General features: G+C 69.9%; 20 protein-coding genes. 17 read left to right on the top strand and 3 right to left on the bottom strand.

Annotation, left to right across the window (positions count from 1 at the left end; genetic code table 11):
* Positions 1–41: 41 nt before the first annotated feature.
* Positions 42–446, bottom strand: coding sequence for a cupin domain-containing protein (locus OG246_RS30490; protein WP_266470339.1), 405 nt, complete (start codon positions 444–446; stop codon positions 42–44).
* A gap of 232 nt (positions 447–678) precedes the next feature.
* On the opposite strand from OG246_RS30490, the gene OG246_RS30495 reads away from it, so the two are divergent.
* The 12 genes from OG246_RS30495 to OG246_RS30550 all read left to right on the top strand — a co-directional run bounded on the left by OG246_RS30495 (position 679) and on the right by OG246_RS30550 (position 12,227).
* Positions 679–1,242, top strand: a complete 564-nt coding sequence (locus OG246_RS30495) for a carboxymuconolactone decarboxylase family protein (protein WP_266471026.1) — start codon at positions 679–681, stop codon at positions 1,240–1,242.
* 38 nt (positions 1,243–1,280) lie between these two features.
* Positions 1,281–2,822, top strand: coding sequence for a sugar ABC transporter ATP-binding protein (locus OG246_RS30500; RefSeq protein ID WP_266470341.1), 1,542 nt, complete (start codon positions 1,281–1,283; stop codon positions 2,820–2,822).
* On the top strand, positions 2,819–3,841 hold the full coding sequence (locus OG246_RS30505; protein WP_266470343.1) for an ABC transporter permease: 1,023 nt from the start codon (positions 2,819–2,821) through the stop codon (positions 3,839–3,841). Before OG246_RS30500 ends, OG246_RS30505 begins: the two co-directional genes overlap by 4 nt.
* Before the next feature lie 158 nt (positions 3,842–3,999).
* Positions 4,000–4,998 carry a sugar ABC transporter substrate-binding protein gene (locus OG246_RS30510; protein ID WP_266470345.1) on the top strand — a complete coding sequence of 333 codons (999 nt, stop codon included), beginning with the start codon at positions 4,000–4,002 and terminating at the stop codon, positions 4,996–4,998.
* A 203-nt stretch (positions 4,999–5,201) separates the two neighbouring features.
* On the top strand, positions 5,202–6,113 hold the full coding sequence (locus OG246_RS30515; protein WP_266470347.1) for a LysR family transcriptional regulator: 912 nt from the start codon (positions 5,202–5,204) through the stop codon (positions 6,111–6,113).
* A 193-nt stretch (positions 6,114–6,306) separates the two neighbouring features.
* Positions 6,307–7,227 carry a VOC family protein gene (locus OG246_RS30520; RefSeq protein WP_266470349.1) on the top strand — a complete coding sequence of 307 codons (921 nt, stop codon included), beginning with the start codon at positions 6,307–6,309 and terminating at the stop codon, positions 7,225–7,227.
* Between the two features lie 48 nt (positions 7,228–7,275).
* Positions 7,276–8,724, top strand: coding sequence for an NAD-dependent succinate-semialdehyde dehydrogenase (locus OG246_RS30525; protein WP_266470352.1), 1,449 nt, complete (start codon positions 7,276–7,278; stop codon positions 8,722–8,724).
* A 6-nt stretch (positions 8,725–8,730) separates the two neighbouring features.
* Positions 8,731–9,528, top strand: a complete 798-nt coding sequence (locus OG246_RS30530) for a fumarylacetoacetate hydrolase family protein (RefSeq protein WP_266470356.1) — start codon at positions 8,731–8,733, stop codon at positions 9,526–9,528.
* Positions 9,525–9,896 (top strand): VOC family protein, encoded by a 372-nt coding sequence (locus OG246_RS30535; protein ID WP_266470358.1) that lies wholly within the window; start codon positions 9,525–9,527, stop codon positions 9,894–9,896. Before OG246_RS30530 ends, OG246_RS30535 begins: the two co-directional genes overlap by 4 nt.
* A gap of 26 nt (positions 9,897–9,922) precedes the next feature.
* The gene (locus tag OG246_RS30540; RefSeq protein ID WP_266470360.1) at positions 9,923–10,708 is read left to right on the top strand and encodes an alpha/beta fold hydrolase; all 786 of its coding nucleotides are present in this window, start codon (positions 9,923–9,925) and stop codon (positions 10,706–10,708) included.
* Positions 10,705–11,184, top strand: a complete 480-nt coding sequence (locus OG246_RS30545; protein ID WP_266470362.1) for a heme-binding protein — start codon at positions 10,705–10,707, stop codon at positions 11,182–11,184. Before OG246_RS30540 ends, OG246_RS30545 begins: the two co-directional genes overlap by 4 nt.
* A gap of 2 nt (positions 11,185–11,186) precedes the next feature.
* Complete coding sequence (locus OG246_RS30550; RefSeq protein WP_266470364.1) at positions 11,187–12,227, top strand: methionine synthase II (cobalamin-independent)-like protein; 1,041 nt, start codon at positions 11,187–11,189, stop codon at positions 12,225–12,227.
* A 57-nt stretch (positions 12,228–12,284) separates the two neighbouring features.
* Here the strand turns inward: OG246_RS30550 and OG246_RS30555 are convergent, their stop codons facing one another.
* Positions 12,285–12,572, bottom strand: a complete 288-nt coding sequence (locus tag OG246_RS30555) for a putative quinol monooxygenase (protein WP_266470365.1) — start codon at positions 12,570–12,572, stop codon at positions 12,285–12,287.
* Positions 12,573–12,826: 254 nt separating this feature from the next.
* Between OG246_RS30555 and OG246_RS30560 the strand changes: the two genes are divergently transcribed.
* The 5 genes from OG246_RS30560 to OG246_RS30580 all read left to right on the top strand — a co-directional run bounded on the left by OG246_RS30560 (position 12,827) and on the right by OG246_RS30580 (position 19,317).
* A complete protein-coding gene (locus tag OG246_RS30560) occupies positions 12,827–14,272 on the top strand; it encodes an aldehyde dehydrogenase (protein WP_266470367.1) in 1,446 nt (481 codons plus the stop codon).
* Positions 14,273–14,301: 29 nt separating this feature from the next.
* Positions 14,302–15,510, top strand: coding sequence for an L-2-hydroxyglutarate oxidase (gene lhgO / locus OG246_RS30565; protein ID WP_266470369.1), 1,209 nt, complete (start codon positions 14,302–14,304; stop codon positions 15,508–15,510).
* A gap of 132 nt (positions 15,511–15,642) precedes the next feature.
* Entirely contained in the window at positions 15,643–16,503 is an 861-nt protein-coding gene (locus tag OG246_RS30570) for an amidohydrolase (RefSeq protein ID WP_266470371.1), read from the top strand.
* 13 nt (positions 16,504–16,516) lie between these two features.
* Positions 16,517–18,226, top strand: coding sequence for a thiamine pyrophosphate-dependent enzyme (locus tag OG246_RS30575; RefSeq protein WP_266470373.1), 1,710 nt, complete (start codon positions 16,517–16,519; stop codon positions 18,224–18,226).
* Between the two features lie 20 nt (positions 18,227–18,246).
* Complete coding sequence (locus tag OG246_RS30580; protein ID WP_266470375.1) at positions 18,247–19,317, top strand: Ldh family oxidoreductase; 1,071 nt, start codon at positions 18,247–18,249, stop codon at positions 19,315–19,317.
* Positions 19,318–19,504: 187 nt separating this feature from the next.
* On the opposite strand, the gene OG246_RS30585 is transcribed toward OG246_RS30580, so the two are convergent.
* Positions 19,505–20,461 (bottom strand): alpha/beta hydrolase, encoded by a 957-nt coding sequence (locus OG246_RS30585; protein WP_266470378.1) that lies wholly within the window; start codon positions 20,459–20,461, stop codon positions 19,505–19,507.
* Between the last annotated feature and the right edge of the window lie 18 nt (positions 20,462–20,479).

Raw genomic sequence — 20,479 nt, forward strand, 5'->3', positions numbered from 1 at the left:
GCCAGGACACCGCACGAGCCGCCCGCCCCGCATCACCCGTCTCAGCCCATCTGGTCCTGAGCCGAGAGGTGCTCCACCGTCACGCCCGTCTCGGTGAACGTACGCGTCACGATCCCCGACGTGTAGACCCACAGGATGCGCAGAGGACTGTCACCGACATTCCTGAAGAGATGAGGAATCGGTGACGGAACGTAGGTGGTGTCGAACTGCTCCAGCTTCGTCACCTCACCGTCGACCACGACCTCCGCCTCGCCCTCGAGGATCGTCACGTGCTCATCGCAGTTGTGCGAGTGCATGGGCGCCCCGGAACCGACCGGGTACACGCTCATCCCGCTGGTGATGCGGTTCTCCCCGCCCGCCGACGTCGTGGTGATCAGCGGCGTCGTGACAACGGCGCCGCCTCGGTCGAGCCGGCGGACGGACGCGGCCTTGATGATCGTGCTCACTCGGAGTTCCTTTCCAGTTCACGGTGGTGCGCTGAACGACGTTAGGTCGCGTCCCCGTGAATGGGTGCCCTCCGGCGTGCAGGTTTACCTTGCATTCCGAGGTGGGTGAGCTTCTCGAACCCGGCTGTACCGTCGGCGGCGTCGCACGGCTTCCCAGTACGTGCCTGAAACACGCCGGAAAGAAAAGGCAGGTATCGGCCACATGAGGCTCCCCGTTCTCACCGATGACGAGATGGATCCGCGCCAGCAGGAACTGGCCGCCCGCATCGCCGGCCGGCGCGGCGCCGTACGCGGCCCGTTCCGGGTCTGGCTGCACAGCCCGGAGATGTGTGAACGCGCGGAGTCCCTCGGTGCCTTCGCCCGCTTCGACTGCAGCCTCCCCAAGCACCTGCGTGAACTCACGCTGCTGATGGCCGCCCGGAACTGGGACGCGCAGTACTCCTGGAACGCGCATGTGCACCAGGCGATCGAGGCCGGCATCCCGGAGGCCGCGGTCAAGGCCGTCGCCGAGAAGCGCGAGGCGGTCTTCGACAGCGAAGCGGACCAGGCCTTCTACCAGTTCTGCAGGGAGATCCTGGAGGACCACTTCGTCTCCGACGAGACCTTCGCCCGAGCGCACGAGCACTTCGGTTCCAAGGGCCTGGTCGACACCATCGGCGCGCTCGGCAACTTCACCATGCTCGGCATGTGTCTGAACACCTTCCAGGTGGACCTGCAGGCCGACAAGGAACCCCCGTTCCCGGACATCCGCGGCTACGGGCGTGTCGTTTCCGACGGCGACCGGCCGCAGCCGTGACAGCCCCGACCGCCCGGAACACGCAGGGAGGTACCGCCGTGACCCCCAGGAAACCGGCCGCGCCCACGGCCACCGACGGGGCGGGCGCGGTACCCGAGGCCGTGCTCCGCGTACGAGGCGTCACCAAGAACTTCGGCGGAGCGGCCGCGCTCAAGGGCGTCGACCTCGACCTCTACCCCGGCGAGATCCACGCGCTGATGGGCATGAACGGAGCCGGCAAGTCGACGCTGGTGCAGATCCTCTCCGGGGTCCACCAGGCCGACGGCGGCACCATCGAGGTCAACGGGCAGACGCAGTCCGGGTTGACCGTGCGCAAGGCCCGCCGGCTCGGCATCGCCTGCGTGCCCCAGCGCCGGGAACTGGCGATGGGTCTGACCGTCGCCGAGAACGTCATGCTGGGCGATCTCCCCACCCGACGCGGGACCGTGCACTGGAAGGCGGTCAAGAGCGAGGCGCGGAAGGCGCTGTCCGGACTCGGTATCGACATCGACGTGGAGCGGGCGGCCGGTTCACTCACCGTCGCCGAACAGACCATGGTCGAGGTGGCCCGCGAGGTCCGCCGCGGCGGCCGGATCCTGATCCTCGACGAGCCGACCGCCTGCCTGAGTGCGGAGGCCGCCAACCAGATCCGTGCCCTGGTGCGGACCCTGCGCGACGACGGCGTCGCCGTCGTCTACATCTCGCACTACATCGACGAGGTCATGGCCGTCGCCGACCGCCTCACCGTCCTGCGGGACGGGGGAGTGGTGCGCAGCGCACCGGCCGCGGAGATGGACCAGGCAGGGCTCGTACGGAGCATGGTCGGCCGGGATGTGGTCTCGCAGCGACCCGAGCGCCCCGCTCCGAAGGACGAAGCCGGTCTCGTCGTACAGGGTCTGAGCCACGGCCGGGCCATCCAGGACTTCACCGTCGAGGTGCGCAGGGGCGAGATCGTCGCCGTCCTCGGACCCGCAGGTGACGCGCAGTCGCGGCTGTTCGACCTGCTGTCCGGCCGGCAGCGCCCGGACGCCGGTGAACTGCACGTCGACGGCAGGTCCGTGCCCTTCGGCCGGGTCGCGGCCTCGCTCGCCAGCGGTCTGCGCTGTGTCACGGGTGACCGCCGCAGCCTGGGGCTCGTCCAGGGCATGTCCCTTGACGAGAACCTGATGCTGGCCGACGACCGCTTCGCGCGCCGCAGGCTGCACCGCCGTACCGAACTCGCCCGCCGCGCCGCGCCCCGGCGCAGCAGCTACGGAGTGGTCGCCCTCGCCGGAAACCCGCCGGTGGGCGCGCTGTCCGGCGGCAACCAGCAGAAAGTCCTGCTGGGCAAGTGGCTGGAGACCGAGCCGGTCGCCTGCTTCCTCGAAGACCCCACCAACGGGGTGGACGTCGCGGCCATGGCCGACATCCACACCCTGGTCGACGACCTCGCCTCACGCGGCGTGGCCGTACTGCTCGCCTCCTCCTCCGCCGAGGAGGTCATGCGCCTCGCCGACCGTGTCGTCGTCGTCAGCGCGGGGCGCGCGGTCGCCGAACACGCCATCACCGACATCACCCGCGACGAACTCGTCGCCACCGCCCTCGGAGGTCAACCCCAGTGAGCCTCAAGACCCCCTCCGCCTCCCCGGACGCCGTGGCCGACTCGCCCTCGCCCGAGCGCACCGCGACCCGCCTGACTCCCCAGGCCCTGCTGCGGATCCCGCACGGCGGACTGATCGTCGTCCTCGTCCTGGTGGCGCTGTTCACCGCCCTCCAGGCGGACTCCTTCACCACCTCCCAGAACCTGATCAACGTGCTGCGGCAGATCAGCGTGACCGCGGTGATCGCCGGCGGGCTCACCCTGCTGATGACCGCCGGGGGCATGGACTTCTCCATGGGCAGCAACGCGGCCGTCACCGTGTCGGTGGGCGCGACCCTGCTGCACAGCGGCCAGTCCACGTTCGTCACCGTGCTCCTCAGCCTGCTGCTCGCCACCGCGATAGGCCTGGTCAACGGCTTGGTGGTGACCTACACCCGGGTCGCGCCGTTCGTCGCCACCCTCGCGTCCGCGATGCTCCTGGACGGCGTCGCCCTGCTGGTCCTCAACGGCGAGAGCGTCACCATCGGCGACAAGATGTCCGCGCTGGGCAACTCCAAGTTCCTCGGCCTCCCGTACCTGCTGATCGTGGCCCTGCTGGTGCTCGTGGCGATCGGTCTGGTCATGCGGTTCACCACCTTCGGCCGTGACGCCTTCGCGATGGGTGGCAACGAGCACGTGGCCCGGCTGAGCGGCATCAACGTCTCCGGACGCAAGCTCGCCCTGTACGCGCTCGCCGGCGGCCTCGCGGGCCTGGCCGGGCTGATGCTGCTCTCCCGGCTCGGTGCCGCCGCCCCGAACACCGGCGGACTGCAGACCCAGCTGACGGCCGTCGCCGCGGTGGTCATCGGCGGCACCTCGCTCGCCGGCGGCCGCGGCACCGTCGTGGGAACCGCCCTCGGCGCGGTACTGCTCGGTGTCGTCGCCAACGCCCTCAACCTGCTCGAGGTCAACAGCTACTACCAGTACGTCGTGACCGGCGGGGTGCTGCTCGTCGCAGCCATCGTCAACGAGTTCCAGCGCAAGTCCGAGCCGGGCCACTAGCGCCGCGTCAGGCCGTTCGGCGCCGGCGACCAGGGACGTCCGCCGGTGCGGCGCCGACCAGGAGCGCACATCGATTTTGCGCATCCCCCGCAGCTTTTGCGCGCCCCCACACCCGTGTCACCACCCTTCTCTTCAACGATGCAGGAAAGGCCAACCCCATGAAGCCCACCGCCCGCTACCTCCCCCACGCTCGAAATCGCTCGCGCGGGGGGACCCCCATCGCCGCCGCGGCCTCCCTCGTCGGCGCCGCCGCGCTGGTCCTGTCCGGATGCGGCACGCAGAACGACAGCGGGGGCGCCGCCGAAGGCTCGGTCACCCTCGGTTTCGTCAACGGCGCCAACACCAACTTCCACAGCTGTCTGCTGAAGGCCGTGGAGGCGACGGCCAAGACGGACGGGGCCAAGGTGTACTCGGCCAACTCCAAGCAGGACGCCGGGACCGAGCTGTCCAACATCGAGGACATGATCTCCCGCAATGTGGACGCGCTGATCGTCCAGACCGTCAACGTCGACGCCCTCGAGGGCGACATAGCCAAGGCCAAGGCCGCCGGTATCCCGATCTTCCTGACCTCCGTGGCCACGGACGACATGTCGGACGTCCTGGGCGTCGCCAAGGTCGACCTGAAGAAGGTCGGCGCCATGGACGCCGGCTGGATCGGGACGGACGCCGCCGGCAAGGACGTGAAGGTCGGCATCGTCGCGGGTGCCCCCGGCGCCGCCTCCGACCTGCTCGTGGGCGGCTTCAAGGCCGGCCTTCCGGCGAACGCCAAGGTGGTGGCCAACCAGCCCGGCATGTTCAACCCGGTCAAGGCCCAGGAGGTCGCCGAGAACATGATCCAGGCCAACCCCGACCTGGACTACGCCTTCGTCGCCAACGAGGAGATGGGCTTCGCCGTACGCAAGGCGTTCGACGCCGCCGGCGCCGAGGACGTCAAGATCGTGACCACCAACGGTACCGACGAGGGGCTGGCCGCCGTCAAGAGCGGGGACTTCTCCGCCACCGTGGCCAACTCGGCGATGACGATCGGCCAGACCGCGGTCAAGAACACGATCGCCCTGCTGGACAAGGACAAGGCGGTTGACAAAATTGCCAACATTCCTCTTCTCTTGGTCACCAAGGACAACTTGAGCGAGGCACCCCAGTACTGCCCCAAGTAGTCAGGGGCCCCACCAGGAAACGGTGCCTGTCTCACCGCGTCCGAGCCGCAATACTCGCCGCGCCGCAATGTTCCAGGTAGTGCCTCCCCCGCTCTCGGCTTCCCTTGAGCGGGGGACCCATCAAGGAGATTCCGGCGGCGGGCGAACCCACGCACCCTCCCCCTCCGGTCTCGGGCTGACGGGAGGGGGTTTCCGGAGGAAACATGGACCGCTTGCTCCTCATGCACAGCTTCGTCACCGTCGCGCAGGTCGGCAGCTTCAGTGGAGCCGCCAAGAAGCTGGGCTCTTCCGGCTCGCTCGTGTCACGGCACGTGGCCGAACTGGAACGGCAGGTAGGCGTCCGTCTGGTCAATCGCACGGCCCGTTCGGTGAGCCTCACCGAACCGGGTCAGCGGTACGCCGAATTCGCGGCACGCATACTCGACGAGATCGAGGCCGAGGACGCGGGTATCGCCCACCTCCATGACCGTGCCGAAGGCACGCTCAGCATCATCTGCCCCAAGTGGATAGGAAGTCTGGATCTCGGGGACGCCATCGCCGCATTCTCGGCGGCGCATCCCAAAATTCACGTCCGCTTCGAACTCGGCGGAATGTCCGACCGGACTTACGATTTCCTGGACAGCGGATTCGACGTCGCCTTCCACACCCGGGACCTGCGCGACTCCAGCGTCCGGCTCAAGAAGATCGCCTCATTGCCCTTCGTGCTGTGCGCGTCGAAGGAATACCTGGACCGGGAAGGCCCGCTCACCGAGCCGAACGGCCTCGCGCTCCACGAGTGCCTCGTGCACGTCAACGACCCCGTGTGGCGCATCGGCCACGGCCACGCCTCCACACTGCACAAGATCCGCAACGTGGCGTTCTCGTCCAATTCCTACCTGGCTCTGCAGAAAGCAGCCGTGCACGGCCGTGGCATCGCCCTGCTGCCGCAGCGCCCGGCCTACGACGACCTCATCTCCGGCGCGCTGAAGGTCCTGCTCCCCGAACTCGCCGTACCCGACCGCCCACTCTACGCAATTTACGGTCCCGGTCAGGCAACTCCCAGGAAAATCACCGTATTTCTCGACTTCCTCACCGAGTGGTTCTCCAGCAATCCCATTCCGGTGATCGACAAGTGACCTGATCCATGGCCGGTAAGTGACCTGACACTGCCCGACCGTTGCCCGGACCAAACGACCGGGCGTGCAAGAAACGTTTGCGATGCCTGCGCAGCAAGGTTGTTGAGACCGCCTCTGCCGCAAATCTACGATCGCCGGGAGTAGGTGACCGTACAAGTCCCGCAGGCGTGCTCTGCGACGAAGCGAGGAATCCATGGGAATCCAGAGAATCGAATCGGTCACCTACAGCATCGCCGACCTCGGCGAATGCGCCCGGTTCTTCGACGACTTCGGACTGTTCCTGGTGGAGAAGACCGACGAGTACGCGGTCTTCGAGACGCTCACCGGTCAGACGCTCCACCTCGACACCGACCCCGGCCCGCTGCTGCCGCCCCCGGTGGAAGGCGGCCCCACCCTCCGTGAGGTGGTGTGGGGCGTCGACACCCAGGAGGAACTGGAGCGGCTGGTGGCGGCCGTCGGCCGTGACCGCGCCCTCCGCGAGGACGCCGCCGGCGTGTTCCACACCGTGGACGAGACAGGCTTCGGCGTCGGTCTGACCCTGGCCCGGCCGAGGCCCGCGCCCGTCACCCCGCGCCCCGCCAACGCGCTGGGCAGCGTCAACCGCTGGAACACCGCGCTGGAGGCGATCACCCGGGTCCACCCCCTGCGGATGTGCCACGTGGCGCTCAACATCCCCAAGGAGGGCCGGGAGAAGGCCGTCGGGTTCTACGTGGAGCTCCTCGGTTTCCGGCCCACCGACGTGGTCGAGCCCATGGGCGTCTTCATGCAGGCGCCGGGCGACGAGGACCAGCACACGATGCTGCTGTGCCACCGCCCCGACAAGGCCGGCGTCAACCACATCGCCTACGAGGTGCCCGGCTTCGACGACGTCATCGAGGGCGGCAACCACATGATCGACCAGGGTTGGCGCGAGGCACGCAAGCTCGGCCGCCACACCGTCGGTTCCAACGTCTTCCGGTTCGTGCACGCGCCGTGCGGCGGGCGGGTCGAGTACGCCGCCGACATGGACCGGGTCGACGACACGTACGAGACCCGCGTCCACGAGACCACGCCGCCCCACCACATCTGGGCGCTGCGCACCAACCGCGACCAGCAGGACGCCCCCGCCTCCTGACCCAGCCCCCTGTTCATTTCGCTCGCCGGCCTGAAAGGGCACCCACTGATGACCACCGACCACGGCTACCCCGCCGTCCGCATGTACATAGCGGGCGAGTGGTGCCAAGGCGGCACCGGACGCACCGCCCCGATCGTGAACCCGGCCACCGAGGTGGCGATCGGGGAAGTACCGCTCGCCACCACCGCCGATCTGGACCGCGCCCTCGACTCCGCCGGCGAAGGCTTCAAGACCTGGCGCGACACCCCCATCGTCAAGCGCACCGCCATCCTGCACGCCGCCGCCGACCTCCTGGAGGAGCGCAGTGTGGAGGTCGGCCGGATCATGACCGTGGAGCAGGGCAAGCCCCTCGCCGAGGCGGTCGGGGAGGCCAACCGCGTCGCGGGCACCCTGCGCTGGCACGCTGACGACGCCCGCCGCGCCTACGGCCGCATCATTCCCTCGGCGCCCGGCACGCTGCTGTCCGTGCGCCGCGAACCCCTCGGGCCCGTCGCCGCCTTCGTCCCCTGGAACTTCCCCGCGGGCGGGCCGATGCGGAAGATCTCCTCCGCGCTCTCGGCCGGCTGCTCCATCATCATCAAGGCCTCCGAGGAGACCCCGGCCACCGCCGCGGCCCTCGTCGGCTGCTTCGTGGACGCCGGACTCCCCGACGGTGTCCTCAACCTGGTCTTCGGTGAACCGGCGGAGGTCTCCGCCCATCTGATCGCCTCCCCGGTCGTCCGCCTCGTCGCCTTCACCGGCTCGGTCCCCGTGGGCAAGCTGCTCGCCGCCGCCGCGGGTGAGGTCATGAAGCCCTCCCTGATGGAGCTGGGCGGCCACGCCCCGGTGATCGTGTGCGCGGACGCCGACCCGGCCAGGGCCGCGCGCCGTGCCGCACAGGCGAAGTTCGCCAACGCCGGACAGGTCTGCACCTCGCCGAGCCGCTTCCTGGTCCACGAGAGCCTCGTCGAGGACTTCACCGCCGAGTTCGTGAAGGCCGCCGAGGCGATCGTCGTCGGCGACGGCCTGGCGGAGGGCACCACCATGGGACCGCTCGCCAACGAGCGCCGGCTCCAGGCCATCCAGCGCCTGACCGACGACGCCGTCAGCCGCGGAGCCACCGTCCGCACGGGCGGCGCACGCCTGGACCGCGCGGGCTACTTCTTCGCGCCGACCGTCCTGACCGACGTACCGGCGGACGCGGACCTGATGCACGAGGAGCCGTTCGGGCCGATCGCGCCCATCGTCCCCTTCAGCGACCTCGACGAGGCGCTCGCCGTCGCGAACGCGCTGCCGTACGGTCTCGCCGCCTACGGCTTCACCGAGTCCGCCGCCACCGCCGAGCGCCTGGTGCGCGAACTGGAGGCCGGAATCCTCTCCCTCAACCACTGCGGCGGCTCCGTCAGCGAGGCCCCCTCCGGCGGTGTCAAGGACAGCGGCTACGGCAGGGAGGGCGGCCCCGAGGCCCTGGACGCCTACCTGGTCACCAAGCGCGTCTCCCACCTGCTGGCGGGCTGAGGCGCCATGCGATACACCCGTGTCTCGGTCGGCGGACGAGCGGTGTGGGGCCGCGTGGGGGAGGAGGACATCGAGCTGCTGTCCGAGTCCCCGCTCAGCGCCACGCGGTGCCAGCCGCATGTCGAGTGCAGTCCCACCGTCATCGGCACGGTGTCACGTGCCACCGCGACCTGGCTGCCCGTCGTCGTCCCGCCCGTGTTCTACGCGGTCGGCTTCAACTACCCGCGGCACATCGCGCACGCCGGCGCCCAGGTGCCCAGCCGCCCCGAGGTGGGCTACCGGGCCAACAACGCGCTGACCGGGCACCTTTCACCCATCGTGAAGCCGGCCGAGGTGGCGGGCCGGTTCGAGGCCGAGCCGGAACTCGTCGCGGTCATCGGCCGCACCCTGCGGCACGCCACCCACGAGGAAGCGCGCAAGTCCGTCTTCGGCTGGACCATCGGCAACGACATCAGTGCCCGCACCTGGCAGCACGAGGACCGCACGTTCTGGCGCAGCAAGAACAGCGACACGTTCAAGCCCATGGGGCCCTGGATCGAGACCGACGTCGACGCGCTCGCCCAGACGACCACGCTCCGCGTCAACGGTGAGGTCCGCGCCGCATTCCCGACCGGCGACATGGTCTTCGACCCCTACGACTACATCGTCGAGATCACCAAGCACATCACCATGCACCCGGGCGACGTGCTGTGGATGGGCGCCGAGTCCACCTGCCAGATCGAGCCGGGCGACACCGTCGACGTCGAGATCTCCGGCATCGGCGTGCTGTCCAACCCCGTACATCCAGAAGGGATTCACGCATGAGCAACGCACCCCGCTACATCCACCACGTCAACTTCCCCACCACCGACCCCGACCGCACCGCCGAGTGGTACACGAAGGTCTTCGGACTGAAGCGGATCATGCCCAAGTCCAACACCAAAGTGGTGCTGATGACCCGCGGCAACTTCGACCTGCACTTCACCCCGGTCGAGGAGATGGAGCGCATGGCGCCCTATCACTTCGCCGTCGAGGTCGACGACTGGGACGACTTCCTCGCCCACCTCAAGGAGCTCGGCATCCGGCACACCCGCCCGATCGAGCGCCCCGAGAACCAGTCCAAGTTCTGCTACATCCACGACCCCGACCACACCATGATCGAGCTGGTCTGGCACGGCAAGCGCCCCAACTGATCGCCCTCTGCTAGGAGTTCACCCCTATGCCTCTCGCCGACTCCGACGGCACCTCCATCTACTACGAGCGCCACGGCAGCGGTCCGGCGATCCTGTTCGTGCACGGCAGTGGCGGGCACCACGCCGCCTGGTGGCAGCAAGTGGCCGCGCTGCGCGAGGAGTTCACGGTCGTCACCGTGGACCTGCGCGGCTTCGGCAAGTCCGACTCGTCGATGCCCGAGTTCGACGGCCAGGACTTCCCCGGCGACGTGGTCGCCGTCCTGGACGCCGAGGACCTGACCGATGCCATGCTGGTGGGCCAGTCCATCGGCTCGGTGGCCGCCCTGCGCGCCGGTCTGCTCCGCCCCGAGCGGGTCGGCTCGGTCGTCCTCGGCCACTCGCTCGGCGGGATCAGCCACCCCGAGCTCAAGGAACTGGCCGCCGCCGACCGCGCCGAGGCCGTCAAACTCCCGGTCATCGACCGCCTGTTGACCAAGCGGTTCCAGCAGGAGCGGGCCGACCTCACCTTCCTCTTCCAGCAGATGGGCACCTTCAACGTCGCGAAGATGGCCGACCTGCGCAACCTCGACACCAACGGCCCGTCCCTGGAGGACATCGAGGCCTCGGGCGTCAAGGTCGCTTTCCTGGCCGGCGAGAAGGACGCGGTGCTCAGCGTGAAGACCGTGACCCGCGCCCACGAGCTGACGCCCGGCTCGCACCTGGAGATCGTCCCGGACGCCCCGCACTCCATGTACTGGGAGACGCCGGCGCAGTACAACGCGGCCGTCGCCCGCCTGCGCCGCACCCTCACCGCACAGAAGGAAGCCGCATGAGCAGCCTCACCCTCGACGCCGCCGAAGAGATCATCGACGCCGCCCTCAAGCGCGCCCAGTCGCTCGGGAAAGCGGTGAGCGTCGCCGTGGTGGACGCGGGCGGCTTCGTCATCAGCGTCCGCCGCTCGGACGGGGCACGTCCGCTGACCCCGGACATCGCCCGCGCCAAGGCGTACACCGCGGCCGTGATGCAGCGGCCCGGCAAGATGCTGAAGAAGTGGCAGGAGAGCCAGCCGGTCTTCTTCTCCCAGCTCTCCCAACTGCCGGGCGCCGCCATGCCGATCATGGCCACTGAGGGCAGCATGACGATCAAGAAGGACGGCGAGATCATCGGCGGCCTCGGCATCGCCGGCGGCACCGCGGACGAGGACCAGCAGATCGCCGACGAGATCCTTCAATCCCTCGGCTACGAGCTGGAGTTCGCCGCCTGGGGCGTCGCGGGCAAGCCGGCCGGGAACACCGAGAAGGCGGTCTGATCATGGCGGATACGTTCAACTACCGCATCGACCACCACGGCAGCCTGGTCCGCCCCGCCGAGCTCATCGCCGCGCGGGCGCAGGGCGACCCCGAGGCCCTGCACACGGCCGAGACCGAGGCGGTCAAGGAGGTGGTGACCTTCCAGCGCAAGCTGCGCTCCACGGTCGTCACCGACGGGGACTTCCTCCGCGAGGACTTCCGCAGCGCAGTCTTCGACGCCGTCTCCGGTTTCCGGCGTACCGGCGAGGAGACGGCGGACGGCCTGTCCCGCTGGGTGGCCGAGGCGCTGCCCAAGGCCAACCACCCGCTGGCCGCCGACTCGGCGAGCAAGCTGGCGGACCTGACCTGGATCGCCCCCAAGGTCTCCCTGCCCTCCCCGGCCTACCTCGCCGCCACCACCTTCGCGCCCGAACTCGCGGCCTCCGGCGGTCCCTCCTCGGCCCGTGAACTCGGCGAGGCCCTGGCGGAGATCATCAACGCGGAGATCGAGCTCCTCGTCTCCCGAGGCGTCCGCCTGATCCAGCTGAACAACCCGCTCCTGCTCGCCCACACTGCCACCGAGCCCGCCGCCGTCGGCGCGCTCTCCTTCGAGGACGCCCTTGCCGTCGAGGCTCTGGCGGTACGTCTGGACGCGCGGCCCGAAGGCGTACGGGTGGGTCTCTGCCCAGGCTGGGCGGCGCCCGCCGCGGTGGACCGGAGCAAGGCCGAGCGGCTGTACGGGGAGATCCCCGCCGACCGCTGGATCCTGCCGTACGACAAGGGCACCGCGGCCGAGGTGGACCTGCTCAAGGCCATGCCCGAAGACCGGGACGTGTGCCTGGGTGTCGTGGACGCGACCGTGCCCGAGCTGGAGGGCATCGACGAGGTGATGGCCCGTATCGACGCGGCCGCCGAGGTCAAGGACCTGGAGGACATGGCGATCTCGCCGTCGCGCGGCTTCGCCGACCTGGCCGTACGCCCGCTGCTGAGCACCGAGGAGCAGCGCCTCAAGCTGGTTCTGGTGGAGACGCTCGCGCGTTACTGCTGGGGCAACGAGTTCTGAGACGTCGACGGCCGGGAAGCGCGGATGCGCTTCCCGGCCGGGGCGTAAAGGGAACCTTCAGAGCACCTCGGCGAAGGTCACCGTCCGCTCGGTCAGCAGCGGTCGCACGGTGGCCACGATCAGCTCGGCGAAGTAGTCCGCGGCAGCGTGCGCGTCGAAGCCGGCGCGGTCGGTGTACTGCTCGTACAGCACGAAGCTGCCCTCCTGGCCGGCCTCGGCGTGCACCTCGTACGCCAGGTTCGCCGGCTCGGCGCGGGTGTGCTCGCGCATCTTGAGCAGCGCGGCGCGCACCGTGGCCTCGTCGGTGGGCTCGCACCGGTAGTGGGCGACGACTGCGTAGGCCATCTGTTCTCTCCTTAGGGCTCTTACGGCTCTTACGGCTCTTACTGCTCGGGGGACGGCATCGCACATGCCGTCCGGCCTGCCGATTCCAGCACGGAACACCCGCCCGACGGCCCGCGCGCGGCGCAAGCAATGACTGCCGTCGCGGGGGTGGTGGCACCGCCCCGACATGGTGTGTTGTCGCATTCGGCCCGTATGGCCGCTGCCTGTGCAGACCGCGGAACCCGCACCGCGGCGGACGAAGGAAGTGATCTTCAATGCGAACCCTGGAAACCCTCTCCGGTGGAGAGTGGTTGGCGACCGGCGAGTGGATCGATGTCCACGACCCCTCCGACCTGCGCACCCCTGTCGCCCGCGTCCCCGCACTGAGCGCCGCCGACGTCACCCGCGCCTATGACCACGCCGAGCGGGGCTTCGCCGTCTGGAAGCGCACCAGCCCCTTCGAACGCGCCCGGATCATGACGGATGCGGCCCGGCTGCTGCGCGAGCGCGTCGCCGAGATCGCTGAGGACCTGGCCACCGAGATGGGCAAGACCCGTGCCGAGGCCACGGGCGAGACGATCAAGGCAGCCGACTTCCTGGAGTACTACGCGGGCATCGCCCGCCAGGGCTACGGGACGCTGGTGCACGACGTACGCCCGGACACCCGGACCAGCTTCCAGCGCGAGCCGATCGGCATCGTCCTCGCGATCACCCCGTGGAACGACCCGCTGATCACCCCGGCCCGCAAGCTGGCGCCCACCCTCGCGGCAGGCAACGCGGCTCTCCTCAAGCCGGCCACCGACACCCCGCAGGCCGCCCTGCACTTCGCCCGCGCCCTGCACGACGCGGGCCTGCCGGCCGGGGTCCTCAACGTGATCACCGGCCGCGGCGCGCAGATCTCCGAGGCGCTGATCGCCGACCCGCGGCTCGCCGCGCTCACCTTCACCGGCAGCAACGAGGTCGGCGAGGGCCTGCGCGCCCAGCTCGCCGGCCGCAACGTCCGCTTCCAGGGCGAGCTCGGTGGCAAGAACGCCACCGTCGTCCTCGCCGACGCCGACCTCGACGCCGCAGCCAAGGCGGTCGCCGCCGCCGGCTTCGCACAGGCCGGGCAGCGCTGCACCGCCACCAGCCGGGTGATCGTCGAGCGGTCCGTGTACGAGGAGTTCACCAGCCGGCTGCTCGGCGAGGCCGCCGCGCTGCGCGTCGGACCCGGCCTCGCCGAGGGCACCACGATGGGGCCGCTGGTGAGCGCCCGCCAGCGCGACGGCGTCCTGTCCGACATCGAGCGCGCCGTCAAGCAGGGCGCCACGGTCCTTGCGGGCGGCGACCAGCCGAAGGACGAGGCGCTGAGCCACGGCTGCTACGTCAACCCGACCGTGCTCGGTGACGTGACGCCGGACGCGGACATCTGGCACGAGGAGGTGTTCGGCCCCGTCGTCGCGCTGCGCGCGGTGGACTCCTTCGAGGAGGCCGTCGAGGCGGTCAACGACTCCGACTTCGGCCTCGCGGCCGCCGTCTTCACCCAGAACCTGGGCGCCGCCCACCGGTTCGCCGAAGAGGCCGAGTGCGGCCAGGTCGCGGTGAACACCACCACCTCCGGCTGGGACGTCCACCACCCCTTCGGCGGCTTCCGCGATTCCGGATCGCCCTTCAAGGAGCAGGGCGAGGAAGCCCTGCGCTTCTACACGCGCGTCAAGACCGTCGCCATCCACTTCGGCTGACGGCCCGCTGCAAGGAAAGGAGGATGCCGATGGCTGACGAGACGATCGGCATCGTCGGCGCCGGCATCGTGGGGCTGGCCACCGCCCGCGAGATCGCCCTGCGCCGCCCCGGCACCCGGGTCGTGGTGCTGGAGAAGGAGCGGGAGGTCGCCGTCCACCAGACCGGGCACAACTCGGGCGTGGTGCACGCGGGGATCTACTACGCGCCGGGCAGCCTCAAGGCGGACCTGTGCGTGCGGGGCGTGTCCATCCTGCGCGAGTACTGCCAGGAACGCGGGCTGCCGTACGCGGAGATCGGCAAGCTCGTCATGGCGGTGCGCCAGGACGAGCTGGGCCGGATGGAGAACCTCTACCAGCGGGCCAGGAACAACCACGTGCCCGAGTTGAGGAAGGTCTCCAAGGAGGAGATCAAGGAGCTCGAGCCCCATGCCGGGGGCATCGCGGCCCTGCACTCCCCGCGCACCGCGATCACCGACTACCCGGCGATCGCCCGGGAGTTCGCCAAGGACATCGAGGCCGCGGGCGGCGAGGTGCGGCTCGGCTTCCCGGTCACCTCCATCACCAACGTGCCCGGCGGGATCGAGGTGGCCTCCGGGCAGGACCGGGTACGCGTCGACCGGCTGATCCTCTGCGCGGGCCTCCACTCGGACTCCGTCGCGGGCCTCGCCCAGGACAAGAAGGCCCCGAGGATCATCCCGTTCCGGGGCGAGTACATGCTCCTCAAACGGGAGCGCACGGACCTGGTGCGCGGGCTCATCTACCCGGTCCCGGACCCGCGTTATCCCTTCCTCGGCGTGCACTTCACTCCACGCGTCGACGGCTCGGTCGAGGTCGGCCCCAACGCCGTCCTGGCCCTGGCCAGGGAGGGCTACCGGCTCAGCAAGGTCTCGCTCAAGGACCTCGCCGGACTCGCGGCCTACCCCGGCTCCTGGAAGATGGCGGCCCAGCACTGGCGGACCGGCATCAAGGAGTACCGCGGCTCGCTGTCCAAGGCGGCCTTCATGAAGGACGCCAAGCTGTACGTCCCTGGGGTCGGTGTCTCGGACGTGGTCCGCGGCGGGGCCGGGGTGCGTGCCCAGGCACTGGACCCGGACGGCACGCTCGTGGACGACTTCCGCATCCATCAGGTGGGCCGGATCACCGCCGTCCGCAACGCGCCCTCGCCTGCCGCCACTGCCTCCATGGCGATCGCGGAGCACATCGTCGGCACCGTCTTCGGCGACGTCTCCGCAACCTGAGAATGCCCTGCGTACAGCGGACTTTCGCGCAACAACTGCTTGCATCCCCAGGTCTCTGCAAAGGGCTCACGCCCGCCTAGCGTTCCATCCGCACCACCCCGCCACCCCTGTCGAAGAGAAACGGCCGAAGACATGTTCGTTGTCGACACCCAGATCCACATCTGGAAGGAAGAGACCCCGGACCGCCCCTGGGTCCCGGGCGCGCGTGAGCGCATCCGCCTCAACGGGCACCGCGAGGAGGCCTTCTCCTACGAGGAGGCCCTCGAGCTCATGGACGAGGCCGGCATCAACCGGGCGCTGATCCTGCCCCCCTCGTGGGAGGGCAACCGCATCGACTACGCGCTCGAGGCCTGCGAGGCGCACCCGGACCGTTTCGGCATCATGGCCCGCGTCCCGCAGGACAACGAGGTCGAGGGCACCGCGATGCTCAAGGACTTCGCGCAGAACCCGCACATCAAGGGCACCCGGCTCACCTTCCACCGCCCGCAGGACCGCAACTGGATGATCGACGGCACCAACGACTGGTACTGGCCGGTCGCCGAGGAGCTCGCCGTCCCGACCATGGTGCACGCCCCGATCTGGAAGCGTGAGCTCGGTCAGATCGCCGCCAAGCACCCCGGCCTGAAGATCATCATCGACCACATGGGCATCATGGCCCGCTGCGTCGACGACGCGATCGGCTACTGGGTCGCGGAGACCGCGGACCTGGCCAAGCACCCCAACATCTACGTCAAGGTGTCGGCCCTCCCCGGCTACTCGACGCAGCCCTTCCCGAACAAGAACATCGAGCAGTACGTGCGCGAGATGGTCGACAAGATGGGCCCGGAGCGCTGCTTCTACGGCACCGACATCACCCGCCTCCTTGGCCACGGCATCACGTACACCGACACGGTCGAGCAGTTCACCAAGCACTACGACTTCACGCCCGAAGAGCTTGAATGGATCATGGGCCGCGGCATCAGCGAGGTCCTTGACTGGCCGATCGAGGGCTGAGGAAACACCTGAGATGACGGACACCAACAACACGCCAGGCGCCGACGGCGGTGACGCCGTCGTCTCCGCCTTCAACGCCGTCGGCGCCGACTACATCTTCTGCTCCTCGGGGTCCGAATGGGCCCCGGTCTGGGAGTCCCTGGCCCGGCGCCACCGGGACGGGGAGCCCGCACCGGAGTACCTGGACCTCACCCACGAGACCGTCGCCGTCGGCATGGCCACCGGCTACGGACTCGTCAAGCGCCGGCCGCAGGGCGTGCTGCTGCACGCGGCCCCCGGCCTGCTGCAGGGCTCGATGGCGGTCCACGGCGCGCTCCTCGCGGGCGTCCCGATGGTGGTCACCTCCTCGGAGTCGACCACGTACGGCGACGGGCCGGGGCAGGACCCGGGCGGCCAGTGGTACCGCAACCTGTCGATCGTGGGCGGCCCGCACCAGATCGCCCAGCCGTTCACGAAGTGGTCCAACGAGGCCGCCAGCGTGCACACCCTGCCCACGATGATCGCGCGGGCGGCGGAACTGTCCTGGCGGGCCCCGGCAGGACCGGCGTACCTCAACATCCCGCTGGAGATCCTCCTGGAGGACTGGGACGGCCGCGAGGCCAAGCCCATCGTCCCGCCGGGCTCCACCCACAGCTCGCCCGAAGAGGTCGACCCCGTCGCCCAGCTGATCCGCGAGGCCGTCAACCCCGTGATCGTGACGGAGACGGCAGGCCGCGAGGCGGGTGGCTTCGAGGCGCTCGTCGCCTTCGCCGAGGCGTGGAACATCCCGGTCGTCGAGCCCGACTCGGCGGTGTGCGGCAACTTCCCGCGCACCCACCCGCTGCACGCCGGCAGCGACATCGGGCCGTGGATGGACGAGGCGGACCTGATTCTGCTCGTCAACTGCCGGGCTCCCTTCTACCCGCCGTCGCGCCGCCCCTCCAAGGCGACGATCGTCGTCATCGACGAGGTGCCGCAGCGCCCGCACGTCGTCTACCAAGTCCTGTTTGCGGACAAGTACTTGGAAGGCAACGTCGCCAACACCCTGCGCCAACTCGCCAAGCGGGCCAAGGATCTGGACGTGGCCGTTGTCACCGCGCGCCGTGCGGCGCAGGAGGAGCGGCACGCCGACGAGCAGGCCGCGATCGCCGCCGTCGAAGCGAAGGCGGCGCAGGCCGAGGGCATCGATCCGGTGCTCGTCGCCGCGACCCTGCGCGGGCTCCTCGACGGTCAGGACGCGATCGTCGTCGACGAGACCATCACGCACAGCCGTGTGGTCAAGCGCCATGTACAGACCTCCGACCCCGACTCGTACTTCTATGTGCAGGGCGGTCTCGGCCAGGGCATGGCGGTCGCGCTCGGAGTCAAACTCGCCGCCAAGGAGCGGCCCGTGGTGCTCACGATCGGCGACGGCGCGTTCACGTACAACCCGGTCATCCAGTCGTACGACGCCTCCAACGCCTACGAACTGCCGCTGCTGATCGTGGTCTTCAACAACCGCGTCTACAAGTCGATGAACCTCAACCACCGCAGGTTCTACCCCGAGGGCGCGGCGGCCGAGACCGGCGAGTGGCTCGGCACCGACCTGCACCGGCTGCCCCGACTCGCGCAGTTCGCCGAGCCGTTCGGCATGCACACCGAGACCGTCGACGCGCCTGACGCGCTCGCCCCCGCCCTGGAGCGCGCGCTCAAGGCCGTGGCGGAGGGCACCACCGCCGTCGTCGACGTCCTCGTCACCCGCTGATCCAGGAGGCACCCGCCACCATGACCGACACACCGACCCCCAAGCCCGGCAAGGTCCTGGTCCCCGCCGAGGACCTGCGCACCTTCGGCGCCGCCCTCCTAGAGAAGGGCGGCCTCAGCCCCGAGCACGCCCGCACCACCGCCGAGGTGTTCGTCTGGGCCGCTCAGCGCGGCGTCGACTCCCACGGCACCGCGCGCATCCCGGCCTACCTGGAGCTGCTCGCCAAGGGTGTGGCCAACGCCGAGCCCGACATCAGGCTGGAGTCCAGCACGCCGGCCGCCGCCGTCCTCGACGCCGACCGCGCACCCGGCCCGGTGGCGCTCACCGCCGCGGCCGAGGAGGCGGTGACGCGGGCCAGGACGACCGGCATCGCCACCGTCGGAGTACGCCACACCGTCCACACCGGTGCCATCGGCTACTACGTCTCGAAGATCGCCGAACAGGGCCTGGTCGGCATCGGCTTCGTCGCCGGAATGCCCAACATGGGCTACACCGGGGTCAAGGGCGCCGCCGTCGCCACCAGTCCGCTCGCCATCGCCGTGCCCGCCGAGAGTCACGCACCGCTCCTGCTCGACATGGCCACCGCCACCATTGCCCTGGGCAAGATCCGCCAGGCCAAGGCGAGCGGCACCCCGCTGCCCGAGGGCGCCGCGGCCACCGCGGACGGCACGCCGACCACCGACCCGGCGCTTGCGGTCATGCCGCTGCCGCTGGGCGGCGTCAAGGGGTCCGGCATGTCGCTCGCCTTCGAGCTGCTCACCAGCGTGCTCGTCGGCGCACCGATCTTCGCCGCCTTCCACTCGGACGACCCCCAGGGCCGCAAGCACCGCCAGAACGCCCTGCTGATCGCGATCGACCCGGCGGCCTTCGGCGACGCGGAGGGCTTCACCGCCGCTGTCGACGCCACGCTGAGCACCCTCAAGGCCCTGCCGGCGGCGGACGACGCGGCGGGCGTGTTCTACCCCGGCGAGCGCAGCGCGGCCGTGGCCGTGGAGCGTGGCGAGAAGGGGGTACCCGTGGCGCCGAAGGTGTGGCGCGAACTGCTGGAGAGCGCCGAGAAGTTGGGTGTCACGCCGCCCGAGCTCGGATAGCCGGGCTCAGCAGGTCTCCACGAAGGGGGATGGAGGGACAGGTGGCGGGGGCGTCCGCTGTGAGGCGCTGCCCCTGCCGCCGAGTCCGAACGCCGGCGCCCGCCGGGCCCGTTGGACGGGGCCCGGCGGGCGCTTCGGCGTTGGCTGTCTGCTCAACGGTTGTCGGGAGCCCGACGTTGACGCCTGCTCAACCTGCCTCGGATGCCTCCGAGTTGACCGCCTGCCGCACCTGCCGCGAGATCAGGGCGTAGACCTCCCGGGCCTTCTCGTCGTCCGTGCCGTCGTACCCGTGATCGGCCTGGGGCACGTCGTGGTGCTCGACCAGCGCGCCCGCTGTCCGCAGGCGCTCGGCGTAGCGCTCGCCCTCCTCCTTGAGGAGGTCGAACTCCGCGGTGATCACCAGGGCCGGGGCGATGCCCTTGAGGTCCGCGGTGTCCGACGGATGGGCGGGAGACGCCAGCCGGTCGGCGCGCTCGCGCGGGTCCGGCACGTACGCGCTGTCGAAAATCTCACCCATCCAGGGGCGCAGCATCGGCTTGGAGATTGCGGCGCGCTTGTTCTTGGCGCCGGTCACGAGGTCCAGCGGCGGGTAGTGCAGGACCTGGAGCGCGATCGAAGGCCCGCCCTCCTCCAGGGCCTGGCGCGCGACGGCCGCGGCGAGACCGCCGCCGGCGCTCTGCCCGCCCACGCTGAGCCTGCTGCCGTCCCAGCCGTGCTCGTCACCGTGCGAGGCGATCCACCGGACGACCTCGTACGCCTGACGGGGCGGGGCGGGGAACCGGTGTTGCGGGGCGACGGCGTAGTCCACGTTGATCACGACCACACCCGCCTCCGCCGCCAGGAAGCGGCAGAGCGGATCGTCGATCTCCGTCACGGGCATGACGTAGCCGCCACCGTGGAAGTTGACGTGCACCGGCGGAGGCGAGCCCTCACTCGTGGCCGCGGGCATGTACACCACGACCCGGGCCGGAGCGACCGAGGTGGGGACGGTCAACTCCCGTACGTCGCGCGGGAATTCCGGGAAGCGGCCGTGCAGGGAAGCGTTGGAGCCGCGGCCTTGGGAGCGTCGGCTCGCCGCCACGACGAGGCGCTGCATCGACTTGGCGGCGAAGGCGGCCACGGCCGGCCGGGCGAGGAGAGACATACCGTTCCGATCGTCGAA

This window comes from Streptomyces sp. NBC_00620 (genome assembly GCF_026341825.1).
GTDB lineage: Bacteria > Actinomycetota > Actinomycetes > Streptomycetales > Streptomycetaceae > Streptomyces.